Raw genomic sequence first — 23,909 nt, forward strand, 5'->3', positions numbered from 1 at the left:
CGGGTCAAAACCGGGCGCCAGGAGGCGTCGAACGGCAGGCCGCGGCGCGACCCGGGGCGAGCCAGACCGTGCCATCATGCCGGCAACAGGATAGGCGTGTCGTCGGGATGGCGGGCGTTGGCCTCGAATGCCGGCTGCTCGGCAAACGTCCTGAACAGCGTGGGCAGGTCGGCACGCATGGCGTCGAACAGTTGGGCGAAGTCGTCGATTACGAAGTACGTCTGCTGGAATGTGTCGATGCGGTATTGCGTGCGCAGTACCCGCTCGAGCGAAAATCCAAGCCGATTCGGCGCGCGCGAGGTCAGCGAGAAGTCGGTTTCGCCGCGGCTCGAGACAATTCCGGCGCCATAGATACGCAGGCCGTCGCCGTCACGCATCAGGCCGAATTCGACGGTGTACCAGTACAGACGCGCGAGCAAGGGCAGTGCCCCCAGCGATTGCGCGACCTTGCCGGCCTTGCCATAGGCTTGCATGAAGTCGGCGAACACCGGATTGGCGAGCAGCGGCACGTGACCGAAGACGTCGTGAAAGCAGTCGGGCTCTTGCAGGTAGTCGAGTTGGTCGGGACGGCGCATCCACCACGTCGCCGGGAAGCGGCGGTTTGCGAGATGCTCGAAAAAGACATCGTCCGGCACGAGTCCGGGTACGGCAACGACCTGCCAGCCGGTCGCGGCCATCAGTTTTTCGTTCAGGTGTTCGAACTCTGGCACGCGACGCGCGTCCATGTCGAGGGCGCGAATGCCGTCCATGAACGCATCGCAGACCCGGCCCGGCAGCATCGCCGTTTGACGTTCGTAGAGTTGCTGCCACACCGCGTGATCGACCGCGCCGTATTGATCGACGGGTTGTTCAATGGTGAAGTCGGGCCGGGTCGTGAGACCGGCGTCGAATTGCTCTCGGAGCATGGCAGTAAGGGACATGATGCGAACGACTCAATCAGACAGTGGCAGTGATTGAAAGTGTAGTGCGCATGGCATGCGAAATGGGCGCATAATGCGCCTGTGGTGAAAGTCGTTTGCATAAATTTCGCATAAAAATGTGATTTATTGCGGAGAATCGTCATGCTTGTTCTGGATCACTTCGATTTGGCTCTTCTGGACGCGTTGCAGAAGGAGGGCCGTGCCACGCATCACCAGTTGGCGGAGCACGTGGCGCTTTCTGCGTCGCAGATAGGCCGCCGCCTGCAGCGGCTCGAGGCTGAAGGCGTTATCGAGGGATATCGCGTGGTGCTGCGACCCGAGGCGTTGGGGCTGGCCGTGACGGCATTCACGACGTTGCGTCTGCAGCATCATGGCGATCAGGTCATCGAACGTTTTCAGGCGGAAATCGATCTGTTGCCCGAAGTGCTCGAATGTCACGCGGTGGTTGGCGAGGCCGATTACCTGCTGCGCATCGTGGTGCCGGATCTGAATGCCCTGTCGGCCTTCGTCATGAAGCGGCTGATGCAGGTGCCGGGCGTGGAGAACGTGCGCTCGAACATCGTGCTGAGCGCTTTCAAGCGCAGCAATGCGCTACCGCTGCACTATCTGGCGAACCGACAATCGTCACGCTGAGCGGGTGCGGCGTCACGCCGCCTCGCATCGCGATTTTCCTTCCCTTTGCCGGACCTCCCGGCATCTCTCTGTGCGCTCCGGGCAGGCGTTCGCTCGCCCGATCGATGGATCGCACGGCAAGCCGTTTGCGCTGCCGTATGTTCGACGCTTCAGTCAGTGGGCATCAACCAGGGCTTCACGTAGCGCCCATAGATTAGCGACTGAATAAGCGCGACAGTGGAGCCGATGAGTACTTCGATCACGCGCAACATGGCGAGGCTGAGTTCTTCATGCAGCCCTTGCCCCTGTCCGCTCAGCGCTGCCGACATCAGGATCACCACCGTGGCCGGGCCCAGACGCCAATTGGCCGGATAGTTCTGCACCAGCATTGCGGCCAGCGTGGCAAGTGTGATGCCCACAAGCATGGCCGCTAGCCCGGGCCCGATGACGAGCAAGACGATGCAGGCGATGCCGGCGCCGGTAATCGTGTTGATCGAGCGCGCCTTGAAGTTGCTCCGCGCCTGCATCGGATCCGGTTCGGTCACGATGATGAGCGAGATCATCGCCCAATAAGGCTCTGGAAAGCCTGCCGCCCGCAGGCCGAACCAGACGATCAGCGAGCCACTAAGAATCTTCACCAGATAGACCAGTGCGTTCTTCTTGGGGTGGAGAATGGCTAGAGACATGAGGCGCCCACGTTGCGAACATGGAAAGGCGCCAGTGTGACATAGGCGAATCCTGGAACCCAAGCCAGAAGATTCCGGCTCGGTCGCGCAGCCGATCCGAATTGCGGTTTCCTGATGCGCATGAGACGGGAAACGGTTCGAAATGCCAACGACTGCGGGGTAGAATCGCCTGACCAGAACTCGGGAGGAGACCGGCATGCAAAGCCGAACGCAACGCGTCTGGCCGGCCGCGCCGTGGGTGTGGGCGGTGCTGTGTCTGGGTGGGTTCGCCGCGTCGCCCGCGCAGGCGGCGCGCGTCACGAGCGTCAGTCCGCAAGGCGAGGTCGCGAGTGTGGACCAGGTCGTCGTCAAGTTCGACGAAGCCATGGTGCCGGCGGGCGATCCGCGCGCGCAGGCGCCAGCCGCCGTGACGTGCACCGACACATCGCTCGCAGGCGAGGGCCACTGGCTCGAACCGAAGATCTGGGTCTACGATTTCAAGTCGTCGCTGCCGCCGGGCGCGAAATGCTCGGTCGAGATGCGCGGTGGGTTGTCCGCGGTCTCGGGCGCCGCGCTGTCGGGCACCACGCGTTATGCATTCAACACGGGCGGCCCGGCCGTCACGTCCATTCGTCCGTCGTACGGCCCCATCGACGAAAACCAAATCTTCATCCTTACGCTCAATGGCGCGGCACAGCCTGCCAGTGTGATTCAGCACGCCTGGTGCGAGACTGAAGGGGTGGGTGAGCGCATTGGCGTGAAGTGGATTGAGGGCGACACGCGTGCGGCGTTGCTCAAGCGTTTCGATCTCGACAAGCAGGCGGCGCGCGTCGTCATGCTGCAATGCAACCGAACGCTTGCGGCCGGCGCCAAGATGCATCTGGTGTGGGGCACGGGTATTACCACGCCGTCGGGCGTGCCGACGAAGCAGGCGCGACGTTTTGAATACGATGTTCGGGAACCGTTCACGGCCAGTTTCAGTTGCGAGCGCGAGAATGCGAACGCACCCTGCACGCCGTTGCGGCCGCTGCGTCTGACGTTCAACTCGCCCGTTGCGCGCGACATGGCGGCCAAGATTCGTCTGTATGGCGCGGGTGCCGAACGGTCGCCGACGTTCAGCGATTCGGATCGCACGTCCAGTGTGAGCGATGTCGCGTTCAACGCGCCGTTCCCCGAGAAGGCCGAGCTGACGATCTCGCTGCCGAAAGGATTTACGGACGACAGTGGCCGAGCGCTCGACAATGCCGGCGAATTCCCGTTGAAGACGAAGACGGCGACGATGCCGCCGCTGGCCAAGTTCGCGGCCGCGCCGTTCGGCATTGTGGAGCGCTTTGCCGAGCCCGGCATGCCGCCGATGCTGCCAGTCACGCTGCGCAAGGTCGAGCCTGCGCTGCAGATCAACGGGCTAGGGGTGGCGGGCGAGGCCGCGAAGACCGGCGGGGGCGGCGAGAGCGGGCGCACCCTGCAATTGCGGGTCGACGACGACGCCGAGGTCATGAACTGGATGTCGCGCGTGCGTCGCTTCGACGAAACGACGATGACCCGCAAGCAGATTGCGCAGGAAATGCCGTCGATTCTGACGGCCCCGGCGGCGAATGCGGCGTTCGGGCCGAATGCCGCGGTGATCGTCGAGGGCAAGATCACGCGTTACGACACGCGCAGCCTGTCGTTGCTGTCCGGATGGCCTGGCGTCCAGGCGTTGACGTTGCCGGTGCCCAAGGAGAAGGATCCGCGCCCGTTCGAAGTGGTCGGCATTCCGTTCCAGAAGCCCGGCTTCTATGTCGTGGAGTTGGCCTCGCCATCGCTCGGGGCGGCCCTGTTGGGCAAGTCGTTGCCGATGTACGTACGCACGACGGTGCTCGTCACCAATCTTGGGGTGCATTTCAAGATGGGCCGCGAGAATGCCATTGCGTGGGTGACGACACTGGACAAAGGCCAGCCGGTGGCCAATGCGAAGGTGCGCGTGCTCGATTGCGACGGCAGCGAAGTGGCGAGTGCCGTGACCGACAAGACGGGCGTGGCGAAGATCGACAAGTCGCTCGAGCGATACCGGTACTGCGAGAAGACGATGCGCTCGGGGTACTTCGTGGTCGCCCGCACGCAGGGGAACGATCCCGACATGGCGTTTGTGTCTTCCGACTGGGATCGCGGCATCGAGCCCTGGCGGTTTCATGTGCCGACCGACGGTGGCAGCAGTCCGACCGTGCGCGCGCAAACGGTATTCGACCGGGTGTTGTTCCGCGTTGGCGAAACGGTGTCGATGAAGCACTTCATCCGTCAGGAAACGATGCAGGGGCTGGCGTTGCCCGAGAGCTTGCCGTCGCAGTTGACGATCACCCATGAGGGTTCCGGACAAACCTACACGCAGCCCATCAAGTGGCGCAACGGACGGCTGGCCGAGAACGCGTTCCAGATTCCGCAGGGCGCGAAGCTCGGGGAGTATGCGGTGACGCTCGACTACACGGAGACGGATTCACGCCCGAAATCGTATCCGGCGTCGCTGGACGCGGGGCATTTCCGCGTGGAGGCGTTTCGTCTGCCGGTGCTTGCCGGATCGATTGGTGTGCGCGATGCCGCGAAGTCACCGCTCATCAACAAGACCGAAGCCCCGGTGAATGTGCAGGTGAATTACGTGGCGGGCGGCCCGGCGGGCAACTTGCCGGTGCGCGTCTCGGCGTTGTTGCGCGTGCGCGACATGACCTTCGACGGGTACGACGATTTCAGCTTCACGCCGTACCGTCCGCCGTCGGCGCAGTCGGGGGCCGATGACGAGGATCAGGGCAATGACGAGAGTGCGGGCGCGAGCGATCAGAAGCTGGTCGCCGACAAACAACGGCTTGTGCTCGACAGAAACGGTGCGGGCAATCTGACGCTCAAGGACTTGCCCAAGGTCGACCGCCCAAGCGATCTCGTGCTTGAGGCGAGCTTTGCGGATCCGAACGGCGAGATTCAGACGCTTCGCGGCAATGCCACGTTGTGGCCCGCGAATCTCATCACAGGCGTGCGCAGCGAGAGCTGGGTGTCGGTGACCAACAAGCTTCCGGTGAAGGCGCTCGCGCTTGATTTGCAGGGCAAGCCGAAGGCCGGGGTGGCGATGGACGTGCGCGCCGAGGCGCGGATGACCACCAGCAGCCGCAAGCGCATGGTGGGGGGATTCTATGCGTACGACAACCACACCGAGGTCAAGGATCTCGGCACGGTGTGCAGCGGCAAGACGGACGAGCGCGGTTTGCTGGCGTGCGATGTCTCGCTCTCGCAGCCGGGCGAAATTACACTCGTGGCACAGGCCAAGGACGACAAGGGCAATCTGAGTACGTCGACAACGAGCGTCTGGGTGACGGGACGCGGCGAGGTCTGGTTCGGCGGTGACAATACCGACCGGATGGATGTGCTGCCGGAGCGCCGGGCCTACGAGCCGGGCGAGACGGCCAAGCTCCAGGTGCGCATGCCGTTCCGCTCGGCAACGGCGCTTGTCGCGATCGAGCGCGAAGGTGTGATCCAGACGCGCACGATGGAGATCTCCGGCAAGGACCCCAGCATTTCGCTCAAGGTCGAACCCACCTGGGGCCCCAACGTTTATGTGTCGGTGCTCGCGGTGCGCGGTCGAATCCACGAAGTGCCCTGGTACTCGTTCTTCCAATGGGGCTGGAAGCAGCCGCTGGAATGGTTCCGGGCGTTTTGGTATGAGGGCCGGGAGTATCAGGCCCCGACCGGGCTGGTGGATCTGGGCAAACCGGCCTATCGCTTCGGCTTGACCGAGTTGCGGGTGGGCACGGCGGGACAGCGTCTTGGCGTGGAAGTGAAGCCGGACGCGGCGACGTACCCGGTGCGTGGACATGCCAAGGTGCGGATCAAAGTCACGCAGCCGGACGGCAAGCCGGTCGTGGCCGGCACTGAGGTTGCCGTTGCGGCCGTCGACGAAGCGCTGCTCGAGCTGGCGCCTAACACGAGCTGGAATCTGCTCGATGCCATGTGGCAGCGCCGCAGCTATGGCGTGACGACGGCCACCGCACAGATGGAGATCATCGGACGCCGGCACTACGGTCGCAAGGCGGTACCGGCGGGCGGCGGCGGCGGCAAGAGCCCGACGCGCGAGCTGTTCGACACGCTGCTGCTCTGGCAGCCGCGCGTCGTGCTCGACGACAAGGGCGAGGCGAGTGTGGATGTGCCACTGAACGATGCGCTGTCCAGCTTCCGCATCGTGGCGGTGGCCGATGACGGCAGGCCCGGTGCGCAGGCGCTTGGCTGGTTCGGCACCGGGACCGCGACCATTCGCACCACGCAGGATCTGCAACTGATCTCCGGTTTGCCGCCGCTGGTGCGTGAGGGCGACACGTATCGTGCCCAGTTCACCGTGCGCAACACCACGCAGCATGCCATGCAGGTGCAGTTGACCGCGCGCGCCACGCAGCTAACCCTGGCGCCGCAACGGGTTGACGTGCCGGCCGGCGAATCGCGCGAAGTGACGTGGGACGTGACGGCGCCTGCCGGACTGGCGGACACGCGTGCCCAACGCGTGTTGTGGGAAGTCAGTGCACAGGCACCGGCGACGGGCACGGCGCCCGCCGCGAGCGATGCGATCAAGGTCGGGCAGGACATCCGGCCGTCGTTACCTGCAAGCGTCCAGCAGTCGGTACTCACGCAGGTCGAAGGCAGTCTGACGTTGCCCATGGCGCCGCCGGCGGGCGCTGTGGCAGACAGCACCGGAAAGTTGCGCGGCGGGGTTCGCATCAGCCTGCAACCGCGTCTGTCGCAGGGATTGCCGGGAGTGAAGCGCTGGTTCGAGGTCTATCCGTACGGTTGCCTGGAGCAACTGGCGTCGAAGGCGATCGGCATGCGCGACACTGCGCAGTGGAAACGGGTAATGGGCACGCTGCCGTCGTATCTCGACGACGATGGACTGGCGAGCTACTTCCCGCCGCAAGAGGGTTTTGCGAATCAGGGCAGCGATACGCTCACCGCCTATCTGCTGGCCGTAAGCAGCGAAGCGAAGGCGCTCGACCCGGGCTATGCCTTGCCGGACGACGCGCTGGCACGCATGGAGGACGGACTGACGGCGTTCGTCGAAGGGCGTCTCACGCGCCGCTTCTGGGCCCCGCGTGACGACCTGACGCTGCGCAAGCTGAGCGCCATCGAAGCGTTGTCCCGGTACGGTCGGGCAAGCGCGCGCATGCTGAGTTCGCTCACCCTCGCACCGAACGACTGGCCGACGTCTGCGGTCATCGACTGGTACGCGATCCTGCAACGGTTACCCGACGCGCCACAGCGTGCCGAGCGCATGGCGCAGGCCGAGCAGATCCTGAGGGCGCGTCTGTCGTATCAGGGAACACGTGTGGGTTTCTCCACGCAGGCAAGCGACGGGCTCTGGTGGCTGATGGTCGGCCCCGAGACCAATGCGGCGCGGCTGGCGTTGCTTATGAACGCGAACCCGGCATGGAAGGACGAGATGCCGCGTCTCGTGATCGGCCTGCTGGGACTGCAGTCGCGAGGGGCCTGGTCGACGACCACGGCGAACGTCTGGGGGGGCCTGGCCGTGGATCGATTCTCGGCGCGATTCGAGCGCGACACGCCAACGGGGCAGACGGCCATTCAGTGGCAGCGCGACAACCAGACGAGCGGCAGCGTGCAAACCGTCGACTGGGACAAGCTCAAGGCGGGCACCGTGCCGCCGGCCGTCTCGTTGCCATGGTTGAGCAACGCGGCAGCCGGAAAGGACAGCGCGCGCGATGTGCTGCGCCTGGATCAGACGGGGGCCGGCAAGCCGTGGGCAACGATCCAGAGTCTGGCCGCGGTCCCGCTCAAGGCGCCGTTCTCTGCCGGCTATCGCGTGACGCGCAGCGTTCAAGTGCAGGACGCCGCCGATCGTGCAGGCGAGCGCTTCGTGCGCGGTGCGGTATTGCGCGTGCGTCTGGATATCGACGCGCAGGCCGACATGCGTTGGGTCGTGGTGAGCGATCCGCTGCCGGGCGGGGCGACAGTGCTGGGCGGCGGGCTTGGGCGCGACTCGGTCATCGCCACGCAGGGCGAGAAGAACGAAGGCGCCATGCCGGCTTTCGAAGAGCGCGCCCAGGACGCGTATCGTGCCTACTACGATTACCTGCCGAAGGGGCAGCATCGGATCGAGTACACGGTGCGTCTGAACAACGTCGGCAAGTTCGCGACACCGCCAACGCGGGTCGAAGCGATGTACGAACCCGCGATGTATGGCGAGACGCCTAACGCGCCAGTGCAAGTGGTGCCGGCGAAGTAATGACGAATGGGAGGCGCACCGTCATGATGTCGAACTTCTTTGACCCGGTGGCGGCGCTGCCACGAGAGGCGCGCCGCTTCTGGTGGCTGGCCGCGATTGCGGGCGCCGCCTATGCGTTGGCGTTGAGCGGCGCACCTTATGCCGACCAGGGCATTGCCAAGGTGCTGTTGTGTGCATTGTTGTTGTTCGCGGCGCTGTACCACCGGGTGCCGCGCGAGCGGGTGTGGCTTTGCGCGGCGCTGATCTTGTCGGGCGCGGGTGACGTGCTGCTCGCCTCGCCGACCTTGGCGCAAGGCTTCGTTCTGGGCCTCGGCGCGTTCCTGCTGGCCCATCTTGCGTATTTCGTTTTGTTCTGGCGCTTGCGGCGCCCCTGGGGGCAGGTGCCCGGCTGGCATCGTGTCGCCATCGTGCTGGTGTGGGCGGGGGCGGCGCTGGCGTACGCGGTGTACTGGCCGGGAATGGGGGAACTCAAGGCACCGGTGGCGTGCTACGTGATCGTGCTGGCGATGATGGCCTCGGCGGCGCTGCTGGCCGACCTGCCGGGTGAATGGGCCGCCGTCGGCGCGCTGCTCTTCACGGTCTCGGACGCGCTCATCGGCACCACGCGCTTCGTTGGCCCCATCCTGGCGCAGGAGTACGCCATCTGGATTCTTTACGCGCTCGCGCAACTGATGCTCGCGGCCGGCATCATGGCAGTGCGTCCGTCGGATCCGTCGAATCCTTCGCAACCGGGTGAGACGCATGCGCGCCGTGAATGAACGTCGGGGCTGGGGCGTTGGCCGTCAGGTCGTGTTGAGCGTTGCGCTGACGCTCGGGGCATTTCTGTCCCCGGCACCCGCGCACGCCATCCCGTCGTTTGACGAGGTGCATCGCGACTGGCGCGCGTCGGACTGGATCCTGCTGGATCGTCGCGGCATTCCCTTGCAGCGCCTGCGGGCCGACATGCAGGCGCAACGCGGCGACTGGGTGACGCTCGCCGATGTCTCGCCCGCCTTTTGTCAGGCGTTGATCGTCTCCGAAGACAAGCGCTTTTACGAGCACAGCGGCGTCGACTGGCGCGGTGTGGCCGCCGCGGCATGGGGCAATCTCTGGCACACGCGCACGCGCGGCGCCTCCACGCTGACGATGCAATTGGCGGGGCTGCTCGATGACGATTTGCGCCCGAGTACCCGCAATCGATCCGTTTCGCAGAAGATCGGACAAGCGGCAACGGCGTTGTGGCTTGAGCAACGCTGGCGCAAGGATCAGATTCTCGAGGCCTATCTGAACCTCGTGCCGTTTCGGGGCGAACTCGTCGGTATCTCGGCCGTCGCGCAAACGCTGTTCGGCAAGTTCCCCAGTGGACTCGACGCCCGCGAATCGGCGTTGGCCGTTGCGCTGCTGCGTGCGCCGAACGCGCCCGCCGCGCGCGTGGCGCAGCGCGCCTGCGGCATTCTCCGTGACATGCGGCAGGCGTCCGACTGCAACGGCCTCGACGGCTACGCGCAACTCGTGTTTTCGCGACCGGCAAGCGTGATGACGACGCGCGATGCCGTTGGCCTTGCGCCGCATTTCGCGCGTCGTGTGTTCAGCGCGAGTCGTCCGCCCGCGGGCACGCGGATTGTCAGCACGCTGGACGCGAATCTCCAGCGCATGGCGGTGACCACCTTGCAGCAGACGCTGCGCGAGCTGGGCGCGCCGGGACGTTCGCGCAATGTGCAGGACGGGGCCATTGTCGTCATCGATAACGCAAGCGGCGACGTCCTCGCGTGGGTCGGTTCCTCCGGGCCATTGTCGTCGGCGGCACAGGTCGATGGCGTCACGTCGTTGCGGCAGGCCGGCTCGACGCTCAAGCCATTTCTCTACGCCCAGGCGATTGCGGAGCATCGCATGACAGCGGCGTCGCTCCTGGACGATTCGCCCATCGATCTGCCCACGGGTGGCGGCCTGTACATTCCGCAGAACTACGATCATCACTTCAAGGGGTGGATCAGCGCGCGCACGGCGCTGGCGTCGTCGCTGAACGTGCCGGCCGTGCGCACGCTCGTCATGGTCACGCCGCGTCGGTTCGCCCAGACACTCGTCTCACTCGGTTTGCCGCTCACGCAGAGCGGCGACTTCTACGGCTACAGTCTCGCGCTCGGCAGCGCCGACGTCACGCTGCTCACGCTCGCGAACGCCTATCGCGCGCTCGCCAACGGAGGCATCGCCAGCGGTGTGAACGAGCGCATGCCGGCGACGGCCCGCCCGAGCGGCGGCGACGTCACGAATGCGCGGGCGCGAAACGCGACGCACACGACCGTCTTTTCGCCGCAGGTCAGTTTCATCGTCTCGGACATGATCGCCGACCGGCAGGCGCGCACCCGCACGTTCGGGCTCGACAGCCCGCTCTCGACGCGTTACTGGACCGCCGTGAAGACGGGCACCAGCAAGGACATGCGCGACAACTGGGCCGTCGGGTATTCGCGGCACTATACGGTCGGCGTGTGGGTGGGCAATGCCGACGGAGCGCCGATGTGGGACGTCTCCGGGGTGTCCGGAGCCGCGCCGATCTGGCATCGCCTCATGGACTATCTGCATCGACGCACGGCGAGCCTGCCGCCCGCGCCGCCGCCCGGACTCGAACATGTTGCGGTGCAGTACGCAGAGCACGTTGAACCTGCTCGCGACGAGTGGTTCCTTCCCGGAACGTCGCAGCGCACAATCGTGCTGTCCTCGCTCGCGACCAAAGCGCCCGGCGGACCGCTCTGGCGAATTGCCGGGCCGCCCGACGGCACGATCGTGGCGCTCGATCCGGACATTCCGCCCGCGAACCAGCGTCTATGGTTTCAGGTGGCCGCCGCCTGGCCGAAGGGGGCCGCATGGCGGCTCGACGGCAAGCCGCTTGCGGGCCATGCGCGAGTGGGATGGCTGCCGTGGCCGGGGCGTCACACGCTCGAACTTGTCGATGCTGCCGGGGCAATGCGTGACCGCGTGCACTTCGAAGTGCGCGGTGCGACGCTCGACGACGGCAAGCGCATGCGCAATGCGAATCGCTGAGCGCATGTGCGCTGCGTCGCGAATAATTTTTGAAGCGGCAGACGCGTTCACGCGATGCAGGCTACACTCAAATCAGACCTGCCAATGCGTGACGCAATGTGACGGCGACGAGCACGCTGCCGCCCGACAATGACGCACGCCCCGGCGCGGAGACCTATCGATGATCACGCTGGACGCGCATCAAACCGCACAGTTGCTGCCGTACCCTCAGTTGGCCGACGGGATCGAGGCCATGCTCATGGAGATGCGCTCGGGCACCGCGCGCGCGCCGGAGCGTCTGCATTTCGCATTGACCGAACCAGAGCGCGGCCGCCGTGGCGGCGTGCTGCTGGTGATGCCCGCCGCCAATCGCGATGTCGCGATGACCAAGCACATCACGGTGCATCCCGAGAATTGCCGCGTGGGCAAACCGTCGATCATCGGCGAGGTGATGGTCTTCGATCCGCATACCGGGGAACGACTGATGTTGCTCGACGGACCCACCATCACCGGCCGTCGCACGGCCGCCGTGACGCTGTTCGCGGCGCGCAAGTTCGCGCCGCGCCCCAAGGGGCCGGTGTTGATCGTTGGGGCCGGGGTGCAGGCGAGGGCACATCTGGAAGCGTTTGCCGCCGGGATGGGCACGCGTCACTTCATGATCTTTTCACGCAGCGCGGAGCGTGCCCACGCGCTCGCGGAACACGCTGCGACGCTCGGCGTGGAAGCGACCGTGGTCGACGCGGTGGAGCCGGTGCTCAATACCGTGAGCATCGTGATCACGGCGACGACCAGCAGCGAGCCTGTGCTGCCCGATAGCGATGTGCTGCGCTGGCGTGACGACATCTTCGTCGCGGGTGTCGGTGCGTTCCGCCCGGACATGCGCGAGTTGCCGCCGCAGTTGTGTCGCGATGCCGCCGTGCGCGGCACGCTCGTCGTCGATACCTGGGAGGTCAAGCACGAAGCCGGTGATTTGCTGCATGCGGCCATCGATTGGGGACGTGCTGCGCCGCTGCTCGACGCCATCATCACGCCCGATCGTTTCCGCTCGAGCGGGCCCGTGATTTTCAAGAGCGTGGGCTATGCGCTATGGGATCTCGCCGCCGTATTGTGCGCACGTGCCAATCTGGCGAAGGACGGCGTGCCCGCGCCCTGAGTGGTCTGATGCCGGCGAAACGACGGGTTGCGCTGACGCGTGAACCGCGCGGCGCATTCACGCGGGCAGTGCGAAAGGCACACCTGCGCGAGCGTTGGCGAGTCTCGAACCACCGGGTAATGTCTCGGGCGTCATCACATGCACCGGCAGGCCGAGCGTCGTCTCGATGAGGTCTGCGTGCATCACGTCGCGGGGCGTCCCTGTGGCGAGAATGCGTCCGTTGGCAAGCAACGCCATGCGGTCTGCGTGACGCGCCGCGAGGTTGACGTCATGCACAATGGCCATTGCGCCGAAGCCCCACGTCCCGGCAAGCTCCCGCGTGAGCGAGAGCAAGTAATGCTGATGCGCCAGGTCGAGCGCCGCCGTCGGTTCGTCCAGCAGCAGATAGCGCGGCACCGCCGGTGCCGATGCGTCGTCGTCAGGCCATAGCTGCGCGAGCACGCGCGCAAACTGCACCCGCGCCCATTCGCCGCCCGACAGGGTCATCACGTCACGATGCAGCAACGGCGCCGCTCCCGCGCGTTCCAGCGCGAGGGTCGCGATTTCCGTATCGCTCTCGACGCTCTTCCCGAGGCCGTCACGTCGACGCGATCTCGGGAATGGCAAACGCCCCATCGTCACGATGTCGAGCGCGCTGAACGGAAACGACAACTGGGCCGTTTGCGGCAACACAGCGCGCAAGCGCGCCAACGCCGCCACCGTGTATTGCGCGAGCGGCGCGCCGTTCAGCGTGATGTCGCCGCGCAACCGCGTGCGCGGTGGCAAAGGTTCGCCGGCCATCGCCTTGAGCAACGTGCTCTTGCCCGCGCCGTTTCGGCCGATCAGCACGAGCAGTTCGCCGGGACGGATGTCGAGCGACAGGCCGTCGAGCACGGGCGCATGGGTGTCGGTGTGGGCAATCGTGAGGTCGTGTGCGCTGAGCATGGCAATGTCCTGTTTCGTCAGACCGAAGGTATCGACGTCATAGCCCGAACTGCCCTCGGCGCCGCCACAGCAGCATGAGGAAGAACGGTGCGCCGAGCAATGCCGTGAGAATGCCCAACGGCAGTTCCGCCGGCGCCACCCAGGTGCGCGCGACCAGATCGGCGAGCAACGTCAGGATCGCGCCGAAGAGTGCCGCCGCAGGGAGCACGGCGCGTGGGTCGGGGCCGACGATCAGCCGAACGACGTGCGGCGCGATCAGGCCGATGAAACCGATCATGCCGCTCGACGCGACCAACGCACCGACGCACAGCGCACACGCGACCATCACGCGACGCTTGACCGACGGCACGGCGACCCCGAGATGCAGCGCTTCCGCTTCGCCCAGCAGCAGGGCGTTAAGCGAGCGGCACTGCGTGGCGAGCACAACGATCCCCAGCGCGACAGGCAACACGATCACGCCGAGCATCGGCCATTGCGCCCCGCCGAGACTGCCGAGTGTCCAGAACGTGAGTGTGCGCAACTGCGTATCGTCGGCGAGGTAGGTGAGCAAACCGATGGCCGCCCCCGAAACGGCATTGATCGCAATCCCGGCGAGCAGCAGCAACGGCAGGGCGAGGCGACCGCGTCCCGCGGCCAGTCGGTAGACGAGCGTCGTGACGCCGAGCGCACCGACGAACGCCGCCGCTGGCAGCAACCACAGGCCGAACGAGGCGGCCAACGCTGCCGGCAGCAGAACGCCACCAAGGACGATCACGCCTGCCGCACCCAGCGCCGCCCCGCTGGCCACGCCGATCAGACCGGGGTCGGCGAGCGGATTGCGAAAGAGGGCTTGCAACGCGGCGCCCGCGGCGCCGAAGCCCGCGCCGACCAGGATGCCGAGCGCGATACGCGGCAGACGGATCTGCAACATGACGTTGCGTGCCTGATCCTGTGCAAAGTCACCCGAGGCACCCCGGAACAGCGCGGCAATCGCTTCCCCGGGCGCAATGCGATAGGCCCCGCCGCACAGCGCCGCAAGCACCGCGACAGCGAGCAAGCCGGTGAGCGCCGTCATGACGATCCATCGGGTCGGACGGCAGCGCACCGCGCTGGCGTGACCCAACGCGGTGGCAACGGTCGTGGCGTGTCCGGTTCCGGATTGGCGGGATGGCAACGACTTCGGTAGCGGGGGAGCGGCTGACATAGGGGGTTCAATGGCGAGTGGCAGGTTTCGGGATGGCGCCGACGCGCATTCAAACGGGATGCACGCGCAGCGCGAGATCGGCAACCGCTTGGGGCAGACGCGGACCGAAGCCGAGCAGATACAACGCGTCGAAGCTCACTACGCGTTTGGCGCGCCCGGCGGGCGTGTTCGCCAGCCCCGGTTGTGCGAGCAGGGTGGCAGCGGGATCGGCGGGCGATGGCCCGCTCGTGGTCGTGAGCAGCACGTCGGGTTGGGCGGCGACCGCTGCTTCGGCCGTGAGCGGCCGGTAGCCAGTGAAGCCACGCAATGCGTTGTCCGCACCGGCGTAGGCGAGCATGGCGTGCGCCGCTGTGTCCTGCCCTGCCACCATCACCTGGTTGCCCGTGTGGCCGAGGATGAAGAGCACACGCGGGCGCCGCGCAATGCCATACCGTTGTTCAACCTGATCGCGAACGCGTAGCCAGTCCGCGGTGAAGCGGTCCGCCACACGAGCGCCGTCGTGAGGTACGCGCAGGGCGACGGCGACGGCCCGAATGTTGTCCAGCACTCGCTCGGCGGTATAGCCGTGCACGAAGCGCTCGACCGGCACGCCCGCCGCCGCGATCTGCGACAGCACATTGGGCGGACCCGCTTCCGCGCCGGCCAACAGCAGATCCGGACGCAGCGAGAGCACGCCTTCCGCCGACAGCGTGCGCAGGTAGCCGATCTTGGGCAGCCGGGTGGCGGCTTCCGGATACAGACTCGTCAGATCGTTGGCGATCACACGCGCCTGCGCACCGAGCGCGTAGACGATTTCGGTGAGCGCGCCGCCCGCGACCACGACGCGCTTCGGCCCATCTCGTCCAAGTGCCGCAGGCGTCGTTGCGTTGGCCTGCGCCGTAATGACTCGCGCGCCCAGCCACGCGCCGGCTGCCAGCGCAGCGCTCCTGGTCAACAGAGCGCGCCGCGAGGCCCCGCGTGTGTCGATTGGGCGGTTCACGTCGAACTCTCCGTGACGCCTTGCGCATCGCCCGCGTGCGACGCATGCCTCACTCGCGCGAGCGTCTCGCGCCAGTCGTCGCGCTCGGCCTGCCCGGGCTTGCGCTCACCAAAGAACATGGCGATCACCATGCCCGAGGCATCGAGCAGTTCCAGCGAGGTGACGATGCCGTCTGCCGTCGGCTTGCGCACGATCCAGGCCGAGTCGACGAGGTCTTCACGCAGATGCAGGTTGAAGCCCGGATCGAGCACATTGACCCACGGACCCATCACCCGAATCGTCCTCACCGGCCCCGTGTGGATCTGGATCATGCCCGCGTTGCCGACGAACACCATGATCGGCAGGGCGGTGCCGGCGGCGTTGTCGAGCAACGTGCGCACCGATGTCGCGCTCACGCGTTGCGCATGATCTTGGGGGGCGAGACGCAACGCTTGGGCGCGCGACACCCGGTGGCGCTTGAGCAGTTCGAAGAACTGATGTGTGTCGGTCATGGCCAGCCAGTCGCGCTGGAAGGCGGCGGCGTCGACGTCGGCGTCGGGGATCTCGGCCTTCGGGGCGTCGGCAGCGACGACGTGCTGACCCGGCGTCTGGTCGCTCGCGCGAAAGCGGGCGACGAGGGCGTCATACGCGAGCGCATCGCTGTGATCGCGCAGGAACATCTTGTGCACGGCAGTGCCGGTCTTGTCGAAGAATTGCAACGAGCGGCGGGGGCCGTTCTCCGTCGGCGTTTCGACGGCATACCCGAACGCCCATTGGTGATAGAAGACGCGCAGGTCGAGGTCTTTGCCGAGCCCTAGGCCGATGGTGCCCGTGTGCGAGAGCTTCTCGTACTGACCGTCCTTTTCGTGAACCGCGGCGTTGTTGCGCGTGAGCGCCATCACGCGCCCCAGCGCGGGCAGCGCCTCGACGATCTCGATGAACTCGGGACGCAGCCTCACGACGTGCTCGCCGACGAACGCCGCGACCGTCTCGCCTTCGGAGACGCCCAGGGCGGCGGCGGCGTCGCGATCGCGCAGGTTCCGTTCGGTCTTGACGCGGTGGAAGTCGCTGCGCAGACGGGTGACGTCGGCGAGCGCGGGGAACGCCGGGCGGGCGGCGGGCGTAGCGGTTTGCGTATTCATCATGGCGATTCCTTTGTGGCAGGGGGTGCGTTCGTTGTGTTCGTTACGTGATGGCGGGCGCGCGAGCGGGCGCATGAGCGCCATTGCGCGCCTCGTGCCGACGGATCAGTACTGAAGCTTCAGGCTTACGGCCACGCTGCGGCCCGGTGCCGAATACGCGTCCTTGAGCGTCGAGCTATCGGCGAGGCCGCGCACGTCCGACCAGTTCCAGGCCTTGCGGTCGAACACGTTGTAAATGCCGGCGTAGAGCGTCGCGGACTTGTTGAGGCGATAGCCGCCCGACAGGTCGAGTACGACCGACGACGGCGGCGCCCAGCAGGTCTGGTTCTGCTGCGTGCCCGAGGTGCAGGTTTTCGCGATCTGGCTTTGTGCCTTCGCGGCCTGAAAGAGCAGGTCGGCTTGCGCGAACCACGTCGTGTTCGGTTCGTAGCGCACGCCGAGCACCATCGAGAACGGATTGACGGTGTTGAGCGGCTGGGTGGCGGCGCCGTTGTTTTGCGTCGTGCCGTGTGTGTAGGCCATCGCCGTGCGCAGCGTCACGCCGCCCTGGAGCGCCCACGTGGCGCGACCTTCCCAGCCCTGGATGCGGGCGCGGCTGTAGTTCACGTATTGATAGATAAGCGGATCGCTCGGGCGGCCCGAGCCGCTGATGTTCTGCTGCGAGATGAAGTTGCGGTAGTTGCCCGCGAAGACCGCGGTGCTGTAGGTGACGGGGCCGAGCGTGGTGGCGAGGCGTCCGCGCAAGCCCAGCTCCAAGGTATCGCTCGTCTCGGGCTTGAGGTTCGGGTTCGCGATCGACATGTAGCCGAAGATCGGGTTCGAGAAGCCGTTGTTGACCTGATCGGGCGTTGGCGTGCGAAAGCCGCGCGCGTATTGCACGTAAGGAATCAGCGAAGGCGCGATCTCGTACATGATCGCCAGGCGCGGCGAGAACGCGCCATCGTTCGACGAGGTCGGTTGAACGCGCGCGCCGGAGGCCGTCTGCGACACATACAGCGGATCGTTCTGCTTCGGCGAGAGCCAGTAGGCGTCGTAGCGAATGCCCGGCGTGACGCTCAACGCGCCGTAGCGGATTTCGTCCTGCGCGAAGGCGCCGAACAGTGTGTAGTCGGTGTCCGGGAACGCCTTGTTGGGGAACGACTCGCCCATGCCCGGCACGGTGCCGTTGCGATAGCTGGTGATGTACGCGAGGCTCGCGTCGGCGCCGTACACGAGCTTGTGCGCGAGCGGGCCGGTCGTGAAGTGGCTTTCCGCCTGCACGGCGCCGCCGACGGTGCGCTCCTTGTACGTGTTGTCGCGCGTGCGATCGCCCGCCGTGCGTTTCTCGTACGCGAACTGGCTGTTCTTCGCGTCCTGGAAGTACAGCAGCGCGTGCGCGTTCTGCACGTAGGCCTGCGAGGCGTCGTTGAAGTCGTAGTCGAGGCTGACTCGGTTGCGTTCGAGACGATCGCTCGTGGTCAGGCCCAGCGTCGTGGGCGGATTGATGGCCGACAGAACGTTCGCGTCCACCCGACGGCGCACGGTCTCGCCCGTGAGCTTGAACGTTGAGCGGGGCGTGGCCTTGAAGACCAGTTTGCCAAGCACGGAGTCGCCGTTGCTGTCCTGCGGGTTGGCCGTTGTGCGGGCGGTGCTGGCCGAGTCGTTGGTGCCCTTGCCGTCGAGTTCGTGACCCTTGTTGCCGTCGACGATCACCATGCCCTGCCACTGATCGGCGCCCCACGCGGCCTGCGCGGTCGTGCCGAAGCTGCGATCCATCGAGTTGTAGTACGGACGCAGGGACACATAGGTCGACTTGCCGAATACATCGAGCAGGTCTTGCGGATCCTTGGTGAGGAAGTTGACGACGCCGGTGAGTCCGTCGCTGCCATAGAGCGACGAGGCGGGGCCGCGCAGGATTTCGATACGGCGCAGCAGGTCCATGCTCAGATAATCGCCGCGACCGGCTTCGAGCGGACCAAACGCATAGCCGGACGGCATGCGGATGCCATCTTCGAAGAGCGCCACGCGGTTGCCTTCGAGGCCACGAATGTTGATGCTCGAATTGCCGTCGCGACCGCCGCCGGCGGCCGCCGATGCGGGACGATACGGTGCGCGGCGCACGGTGACGCCAGGCTCGTAGCGCAGGGCCTCCTTGATGTCTTGCGCTTGTTGTTCTTCGAGATCCTGATCGGTGATGACCGAAATCGACGCTGGGGTTCGATCCGCTTCGGTCGGCGTGCGCGTCGCCGTGACGTTCACCTCCCGCAGATTGGCTTCGGCGAGCTGCAAGGGCGTGTTGGGCGAGGCTTGCGCGAGTTGAATCGTCGTCGCGGGCTCGGCCGAGCCGGTGCCCGAGGCCGATTGCGCGAAGACGGCAGGCGACCAGAACGCAGCAAGCACCGCCCCCGCGAGCGGGCGGAGACACCAGCGATGCGCACTCGCGCGGTCGCGTTGCGAATCTTCGGATCGGATCGAACCGTGAGCACCGAATTTCCGGCCCCCCCGGTGCGTTGATATGACAAAGGCGCGGCCCCCGCCGCTTGACGACTGCTTCACTGCTGGCTCCCAGAGCAAGAAAACCCCGTTGCTGGCTGGCAAGCGCTCGTGGCAATCGTCGTGTTCCGCGTGACGTTATCGACGCTTGGGAACACGCCGGCAGGCGCGGCTGGCGAAAGATCTCACGCCCTGCGGCCGGATAGGTTCAGCCTCCGGACGAAGATGCAAATAAGAATCATTTGCATTGTTGACGAAGAACGGCCGACGCGTCAAGGGGGCGAGGTGACGCGATGTCAATGAATGGGAATGGGATGAAAGGCGCGCGTCAGATGGGCAGGCTCGTATCGAACTTGATTTCACGCAGCACGACGCTGGTCTTGACGTTGGCCACTGCGGGCAGACGGAAGATGTGTTCGTGCAGGAACGCGTCGTAGGCCTTGATGTCGGGCGCCACGATCTTGAGGATGTAGTCGGCTTCGCCCGTGGTGCTGTAGCACTCCGTCACTTCCGGGCAGGTGCGGATTTCGCGCTCGAACTGCTCCGTGCCGCCCTCCGTGTGGCGGGTGAGTTGCACGTGGGCCAGGGCGCACACGTGCAGGCCGAGCTTTTCCCGGTCGAGCAGCACCGTGTAGCGCTGGATCACGCCGCTTTGCTCCATGTCCTTGATGCGCCGCCAGCACGGTGTTGCGGACAATCCCACGTTATCCGACAGCTCCTGCGCCGAGCGGCGCGAGTCGATCTGCAATAGTCGCAGAATCTGGCGTGCAAAATTATCGAGTAATTCCATTTCTCAAAACAACCTTTTACGAAATGAACGTTTCTAATTGTGCGTCAAATGGAGTGAAATAGTAAAAATCTTTCTCCTGCCTCCCCATACACTGCTTGCATACCGATGCGCGGCCGCTCGATGCGGTCGAGACATCGAGACGAACAGGACAAATGCCCCCGAAGCACGGCCGACGCCGTCGTCAGATCGCTCTGGCGCAGGCCGCGGGGATCAGGAGAGACACGATGAATGCCCCCATGCGCGCCGCCCTCGCGACGCCGACCGCCAATTCCCTGGCCCATCCCGACTATCAACTCTCCGATGCGCTCACGGCGAGTCGCGGTCAGATTTTCCTGACCGGGACACAGGCGCTCGTGCGCATTCTGCTGATGCAGCACCAGCTCGACGCCGCGCGCGGCCTGAACACTGCCGGCTTCATCAGCGGATATCGCGGCTCGCCGCTCGGCGGCGTGGATCAGCAGTTATGGAAGGCGAAGAAGCTGCTCGATGCGGCCAACGTCAAGTTCCTGCCGGCGATCAATGAAGAGTTGGGCGGCACCGCCGTTATGGGCACGCAACGCGTGGAAGCCGACCCGGAGCGCACCGTCGAAGGTGTGTTCGGCATGTGGTACGGCAAGGGCCCGGGCGTGGATCGCGCCGGCGATGCACTCAAGCACGGTAACGCTTACGGCGCGTCGCGCCACGGTGGCGTGGTTGTGGTGGCGGGCGACGACCACGGTTGCGTGTCGTCGTCGATGCCACATCAGAGCGACTTTACGATGATGTCGTGGAGCATGCCCGTGCTCAACCCGGCCGACATCGGCGAACTGGTCGAGTTCGGTCTTTACGGCTATGCGCTGTCGCGCTTTTCGGGCGCCTGGGCGGGCCTGAAGGCCATCTCCGAGACGGTCGAATCGCGCGGCACGGTCGATCTCGACAAGATCCGCACCGACTGGGTCGAGCCGCCCGACTACGTTGCACCCGCGGGCGGCCTGCACAACCGCTGGCCCGATCTGCCGAGCCTGGCGCTCGAAGCGCGTCTGGCGGACAAGCTCGACGCCGTGCGCGCCTTCTCGCGCGTGAACAGCATCGACAAGTGGATTGCCCCGGCCCCGGACGCCGACGTCGGTATCGTGACGTGCGGCAAGGCACATCTCGACCTGATGGAGACGCTGCGTCGTCTGGACCTCACCGTCGACGACCTCGCGGCGGCGGGTGTGCGCATCTACAAGGTGGGCCTGTCGTTCCCGCTGGAGATGTCGCGCCTGGACACGTTTGTCGCTGGCCTGAAGGAAATCCTCGTGATCGAGGAGAAGGGCCCGGTCGTCGAGCAGCAGATCAAGCAATACCTCTACAACCGCACGACGGGCACGCGCCCGAGCGTGCTCGGCAAGACCGACGCCGAGGGGCGCACGTTGCTCTCCGCGTTGGGCGAGCTGCGTCCGTCGCGCGTGTTGCCGGTGTTCGCCGATTGGCTGGCGAAGCATCGTCCGGCGCTGGATCGTCGTGAGCGTGTGGTCGATCTCGTGGCGCACGACATCCTGTCGAACCCGGCCGACGGCGTGCGCCGCGTGCCGTATTTCTGCTCGGGTTGCCCACACAACACGTCGACGAAGGTGCCTGAGGGCTCTATCGCGCAGGCCGGCATCGGGTGTCACTTCATGGCGTCGTGGATGGATCGCGACACCACGGGGTTGATCCAGATGGGCGGCGAGGGCGTGGACTGGGCCGCGCACTCGCACTTCACCAAGCGTGCGCACGTCTTCCAGAATCTGGGCGACGGCACGTACTTCCACTCGGGGCTGCTCGCGATTCGCCAGGCGGTGGCGTCGAAGGCGAACATCACCTACAAGATTCTCTACAACGATGCGGTGGCGATGACGGGGGGCCAGCCGGTCGACGGTTCGATTTCGGTGCCGCAGATCGCGCGTCAGGTCGAAGCCGAGGGCATTGCGAAACTTGTCGTGGTGAGCGACGAGCCGGAGAAGTACATCGGCCACGAAGGCCAGTTCCCGAAGGGCACGACGTTCCATCACCGTAGCGAACTCGACGCCGTGCAGCGCGAGTTGCGCGAGATCGCCGGCACGACCGTGCTCATCTACGATCAGACGTGCGCGGCCGAGAAGCGTCGTCGTCGGAAGAAAAACGAATTCCCGAATCCGGATCGGCGTCTGTTCATCAACGAGGCGGTTTGCGAAGGCTGCGGCGATTGCGGCGTGGCATCGAACTGCCTGTCGGTCGAGCCGGTGGAAACGGCGCTGGGGCGCAAGCGCCGCATCGATCAATCGTCATGCAACAAGGACTTCTCCTGCGTGAACGGCTTCTGCCCGAGCTTCGTGTCGGTCAAGGGCGCGCAGTTGAAGAAGGCGCTCGCCGCCGCTTTCGATCAGGCGGCCTTCGAAGGACGTCTGAACGCGCTGCCGCAGCCGAGCGCGCTCGCGGGCGATGCCCCGTTCGACATCATGGTCACGGGCGTGGGCGGCACCGGCGTGGTGACGATCGGCGCGCTCATCACGATGGCGGCGCATCTGGAAGGCAAGAGCGCGTCGGTGCTCGACTTCATGGGTTTCGCGCAGAAGGGCGGCGCCGTGTTGTCGTTCGTGCGCTTCGCCAACACGCCGCAGGCGCTCAACCAGGTGCGTATCGACACGCAGCAGGCCGACGTGCTGCTCGCGTGCGACATGGTCGTGGGGGCCAGTGCGGATGCGCTGCAAACCGTGCGACGCGACCGCACGCGCGTGGTGGTCAACACGCATGCGATTCCGAACGCGACGTTCGTGCAGAACCCCGATGCGAATCTTCATGCCGACGCGCTGCTCGAAAAGATGCGTCACGCGGCCGGTAGCGACAAGCTCGATGCGTGCGACGCTCAGGCGCTCGCCCAGCGTTTCCTCGGCGACACGATGGGCGCGAACATCATCATGCTCGGCTTTGCGTGGCAACTGGGGCTGGTACCGGTGTCGCTGCACGCGCTGCAACGTGCGATCGAACTGAACAACGTGGCGGTGCCGATGAACCAGCTGGCGCTGGCGATCGGTCGGTTGGCGGCGGGGGATCCGACGGCGCTGACGCAGACGACGGCCAAGGCCACGCCGACGCCGGTGCATGCCCCGGTGGCCGACGACATGACGTTCGACGAACTCGTTGCGCATCGCATGACGTTGCTGACCCAGTATCAGAGTGCAGCGTATGCGGCGCAGTTCGCGGCCTTCGTGAAGCAGGTGGCCGATGCGGAAACGCGCGTGGCGGGGGCGCCTGGCCGCTTGTCGCGCGCCGTGGCGCAGCAGCTCTCGCGCCTGATGGCCTACAAGGACGAGTACGAAGTGGCGCGCCTGTATGCGCAAACGGCGTTCGCCGACGCGTTGGGCGAGACCTTCGAAGGCAAGCCGGGACGCGACTTCCGTGTCGAGTTCCATATGGCGCCGCCGCTGATTGCTCGCGGCAAGGACGGTGCGGTGCCGAAGAAGGTGACGATCGGGCCGTGGCTGTGGCCGGTGCTGCGCGGCATGGCGAAGCTGCGTGGTTTGCGCGGCGGTGCGCTCGACGTCTTCGGTTACACGCTGGAGCGCCGCATGGAGCGTCAGTTGATCGCGGACTATCGCACGACGCTGGCGCGTGCGTTGGCGGGCCTGTCGGCCGACACGCTGGCTGACGTGATCGCGCTGGCCGAAGCGCCGGCGAAGATTCGCGGCTATGGTCATGTGAAGCTGGCGAACCTGGCGATGGCCAAGCGCGTCGAGGCCACGATCGCGGCACGGCTGAACGTGACGCCCGCCACGAGCGACGCCGTCGAGCAGGCGCTGGCGCACGCACGCAGCAGCGGCAAGTCGCTCAAGGGCATTCCGGTGGTGACGGCGAAGTAAG

At 65.8% G+C, this 23,909-nt stretch carries 13 protein-coding genes and 1 pseudogene; 6 read left to right on the forward strand and 8 right to left on the reverse strand.

Features of this window, described 5'->3' with window-relative positions:
- Positions 1-74: 74 nt before the first annotated feature.
- Complete coding sequence (gene phhA, locus PSO31014_RS17605) at positions 75-920, reverse strand: phenylalanine 4-monooxygenase (RefSeq protein WP_150552805.1); 846 nt, start codon at positions 918-920, stop codon at positions 75-77.
- Positions 921-1,061: 141 nt separating this feature from the next.
- Between phhA and PSO31014_RS17610 the strand changes: the two genes are divergently transcribed.
- Positions 1,062-1,553 (forward strand): Lrp/AsnC family transcriptional regulator, encoded by a 492-nt coding sequence (locus PSO31014_RS17610; protein ID WP_017233863.1) that lies wholly within the window; start codon positions 1,062-1,064, stop codon positions 1,551-1,553.
- Positions 1,554-1,702: 149 nt separating this feature from the next.
- On the opposite strand, the gene PSO31014_RS17615 is transcribed toward PSO31014_RS17610, so the two are convergent.
- The gene (locus tag PSO31014_RS17615) at positions 1,703-2,218 is read right to left on the reverse strand and encodes an FUSC family protein (RefSeq protein WP_150552806.1); all 516 of its coding nucleotides are present in this window, start codon (positions 2,216-2,218) and stop codon (positions 1,703-1,705) included.
- A 196-nt stretch (positions 2,219-2,414) separates the two neighbouring features.
- Between PSO31014_RS17615 and PSO31014_RS17620 the strand changes: the two genes are divergently transcribed.
- The 4 genes from PSO31014_RS17620 (at position 2,415) to PSO31014_RS17635 (ending at position 12,597) form a co-directional block, all read left to right on the forward strand.
- Entirely contained in the window at positions 2,415-8,447 is a 6,033-nt protein-coding gene (locus PSO31014_RS17620) for an alpha-2-macroglobulin family protein (protein WP_150552807.1), read from the forward strand.
- A gap of 23 nt (positions 8,448-8,470) precedes the next feature.
- Positions 8,471-9,205: a lysoplasmalogenase gene (locus PSO31014_RS17625; RefSeq protein WP_246176763.1), complete on the forward strand. Its 735-nt coding sequence runs from the start codon at positions 8,471-8,473 to the stop codon at positions 9,203-9,205.
- Positions 9,189-11,465, forward strand: a complete 2,277-nt coding sequence (gene pbpC / locus PSO31014_RS17630) for a penicillin-binding protein 1C (protein WP_150552808.1) — start codon at positions 9,189-9,191, stop codon at positions 11,463-11,465. The genes PSO31014_RS17625 and pbpC overlap by 17 nt, the downstream gene beginning before the upstream one ends.
- A 160-nt stretch (positions 11,466-11,625) precedes the next feature.
- Positions 11,626-12,597 (forward strand): delta(1)-pyrroline-2-carboxylate reductase family protein, encoded by a 972-nt coding sequence (locus tag PSO31014_RS17635; protein ID WP_150552809.1) that lies wholly within the window; start codon positions 11,626-11,628, stop codon positions 12,595-12,597.
- 57 nt (positions 12,598-12,654) lie between these two features.
- Here PSO31014_RS17635 and PSO31014_RS17640 read toward each other — a convergent pair.
- The 6 genes and pseudogenes from PSO31014_RS17640 to PSO31014_RS17665 form a co-directional block, all read right to left on the reverse strand.
- Positions 12,655-13,455: pseudogene (locus PSO31014_RS17640) on the reverse strand (ATP-binding cassette domain-containing protein); the annotation flags it as partial.
- A gap of 103 nt (positions 13,456-13,558) precedes the next feature.
- Entirely contained in the window at positions 13,559-14,704 is a 1,146-nt protein-coding gene (locus PSO31014_RS17645) for a FecCD family ABC transporter permease (RefSeq protein ID WP_246176765.1), read from the reverse strand.
- A 49-nt stretch (positions 14,705-14,753) separates the two neighbouring features.
- Complete coding sequence (locus PSO31014_RS17650) at positions 14,754-15,683, reverse strand: heme/hemin ABC transporter substrate-binding protein (protein ID WP_150552811.1); 930 nt, start codon at positions 15,681-15,683, stop codon at positions 14,754-14,756.
- Positions 15,680-16,807 carry a hemin-degrading factor gene (locus PSO31014_RS17655; protein WP_150552812.1) on the reverse strand — a complete coding sequence of 376 codons (1,128 nt, stop codon included), beginning with the start codon at positions 16,805-16,807 and terminating at the stop codon, positions 15,680-15,682. Before PSO31014_RS17655 ends, PSO31014_RS17650 begins: the two co-directional genes overlap by 4 nt.
- Before the next feature lie 102 nt (positions 16,808-16,909).
- A complete protein-coding gene (locus PSO31014_RS17660; RefSeq protein WP_174976566.1) occupies positions 16,910-19,183 on the reverse strand; it encodes a TonB-dependent hemoglobin/transferrin/lactoferrin family receptor in 2,274 nt (757 codons plus the stop codon).
- Positions 19,184-19,604: 421 nt separating this feature from the next.
- Positions 19,605-20,066, reverse strand: coding sequence for an Lrp/AsnC family transcriptional regulator (locus tag PSO31014_RS17665; RefSeq protein ID WP_130027606.1), 462 nt, complete (start codon positions 20,064-20,066; stop codon positions 19,605-19,607).
- A gap of 236 nt (positions 20,067-20,302) precedes the next feature.
- Here PSO31014_RS17665 and PSO31014_RS17670 point away from each other — a divergent pair, with 236 nt between their 5' ends.
- The gene (locus PSO31014_RS17670; protein WP_425494888.1) at positions 20,303-23,908 is read left to right on the forward strand and encodes an indolepyruvate ferredoxin oxidoreductase family protein; all 3,606 of its coding nucleotides are present in this window, start codon (positions 20,303-20,305) and stop codon (positions 23,906-23,908) included.
- The last annotated feature ends 1 nt before the right edge of the window (position 23,909 follow it).

It is taken from the genome of Pandoraea soli, from assembly GCF_902459595.1.
Lineage (GTDB): Bacteria > Pseudomonadota > Gammaproteobacteria > Burkholderiales > Burkholderiaceae > Pandoraea > Pandoraea cepalis.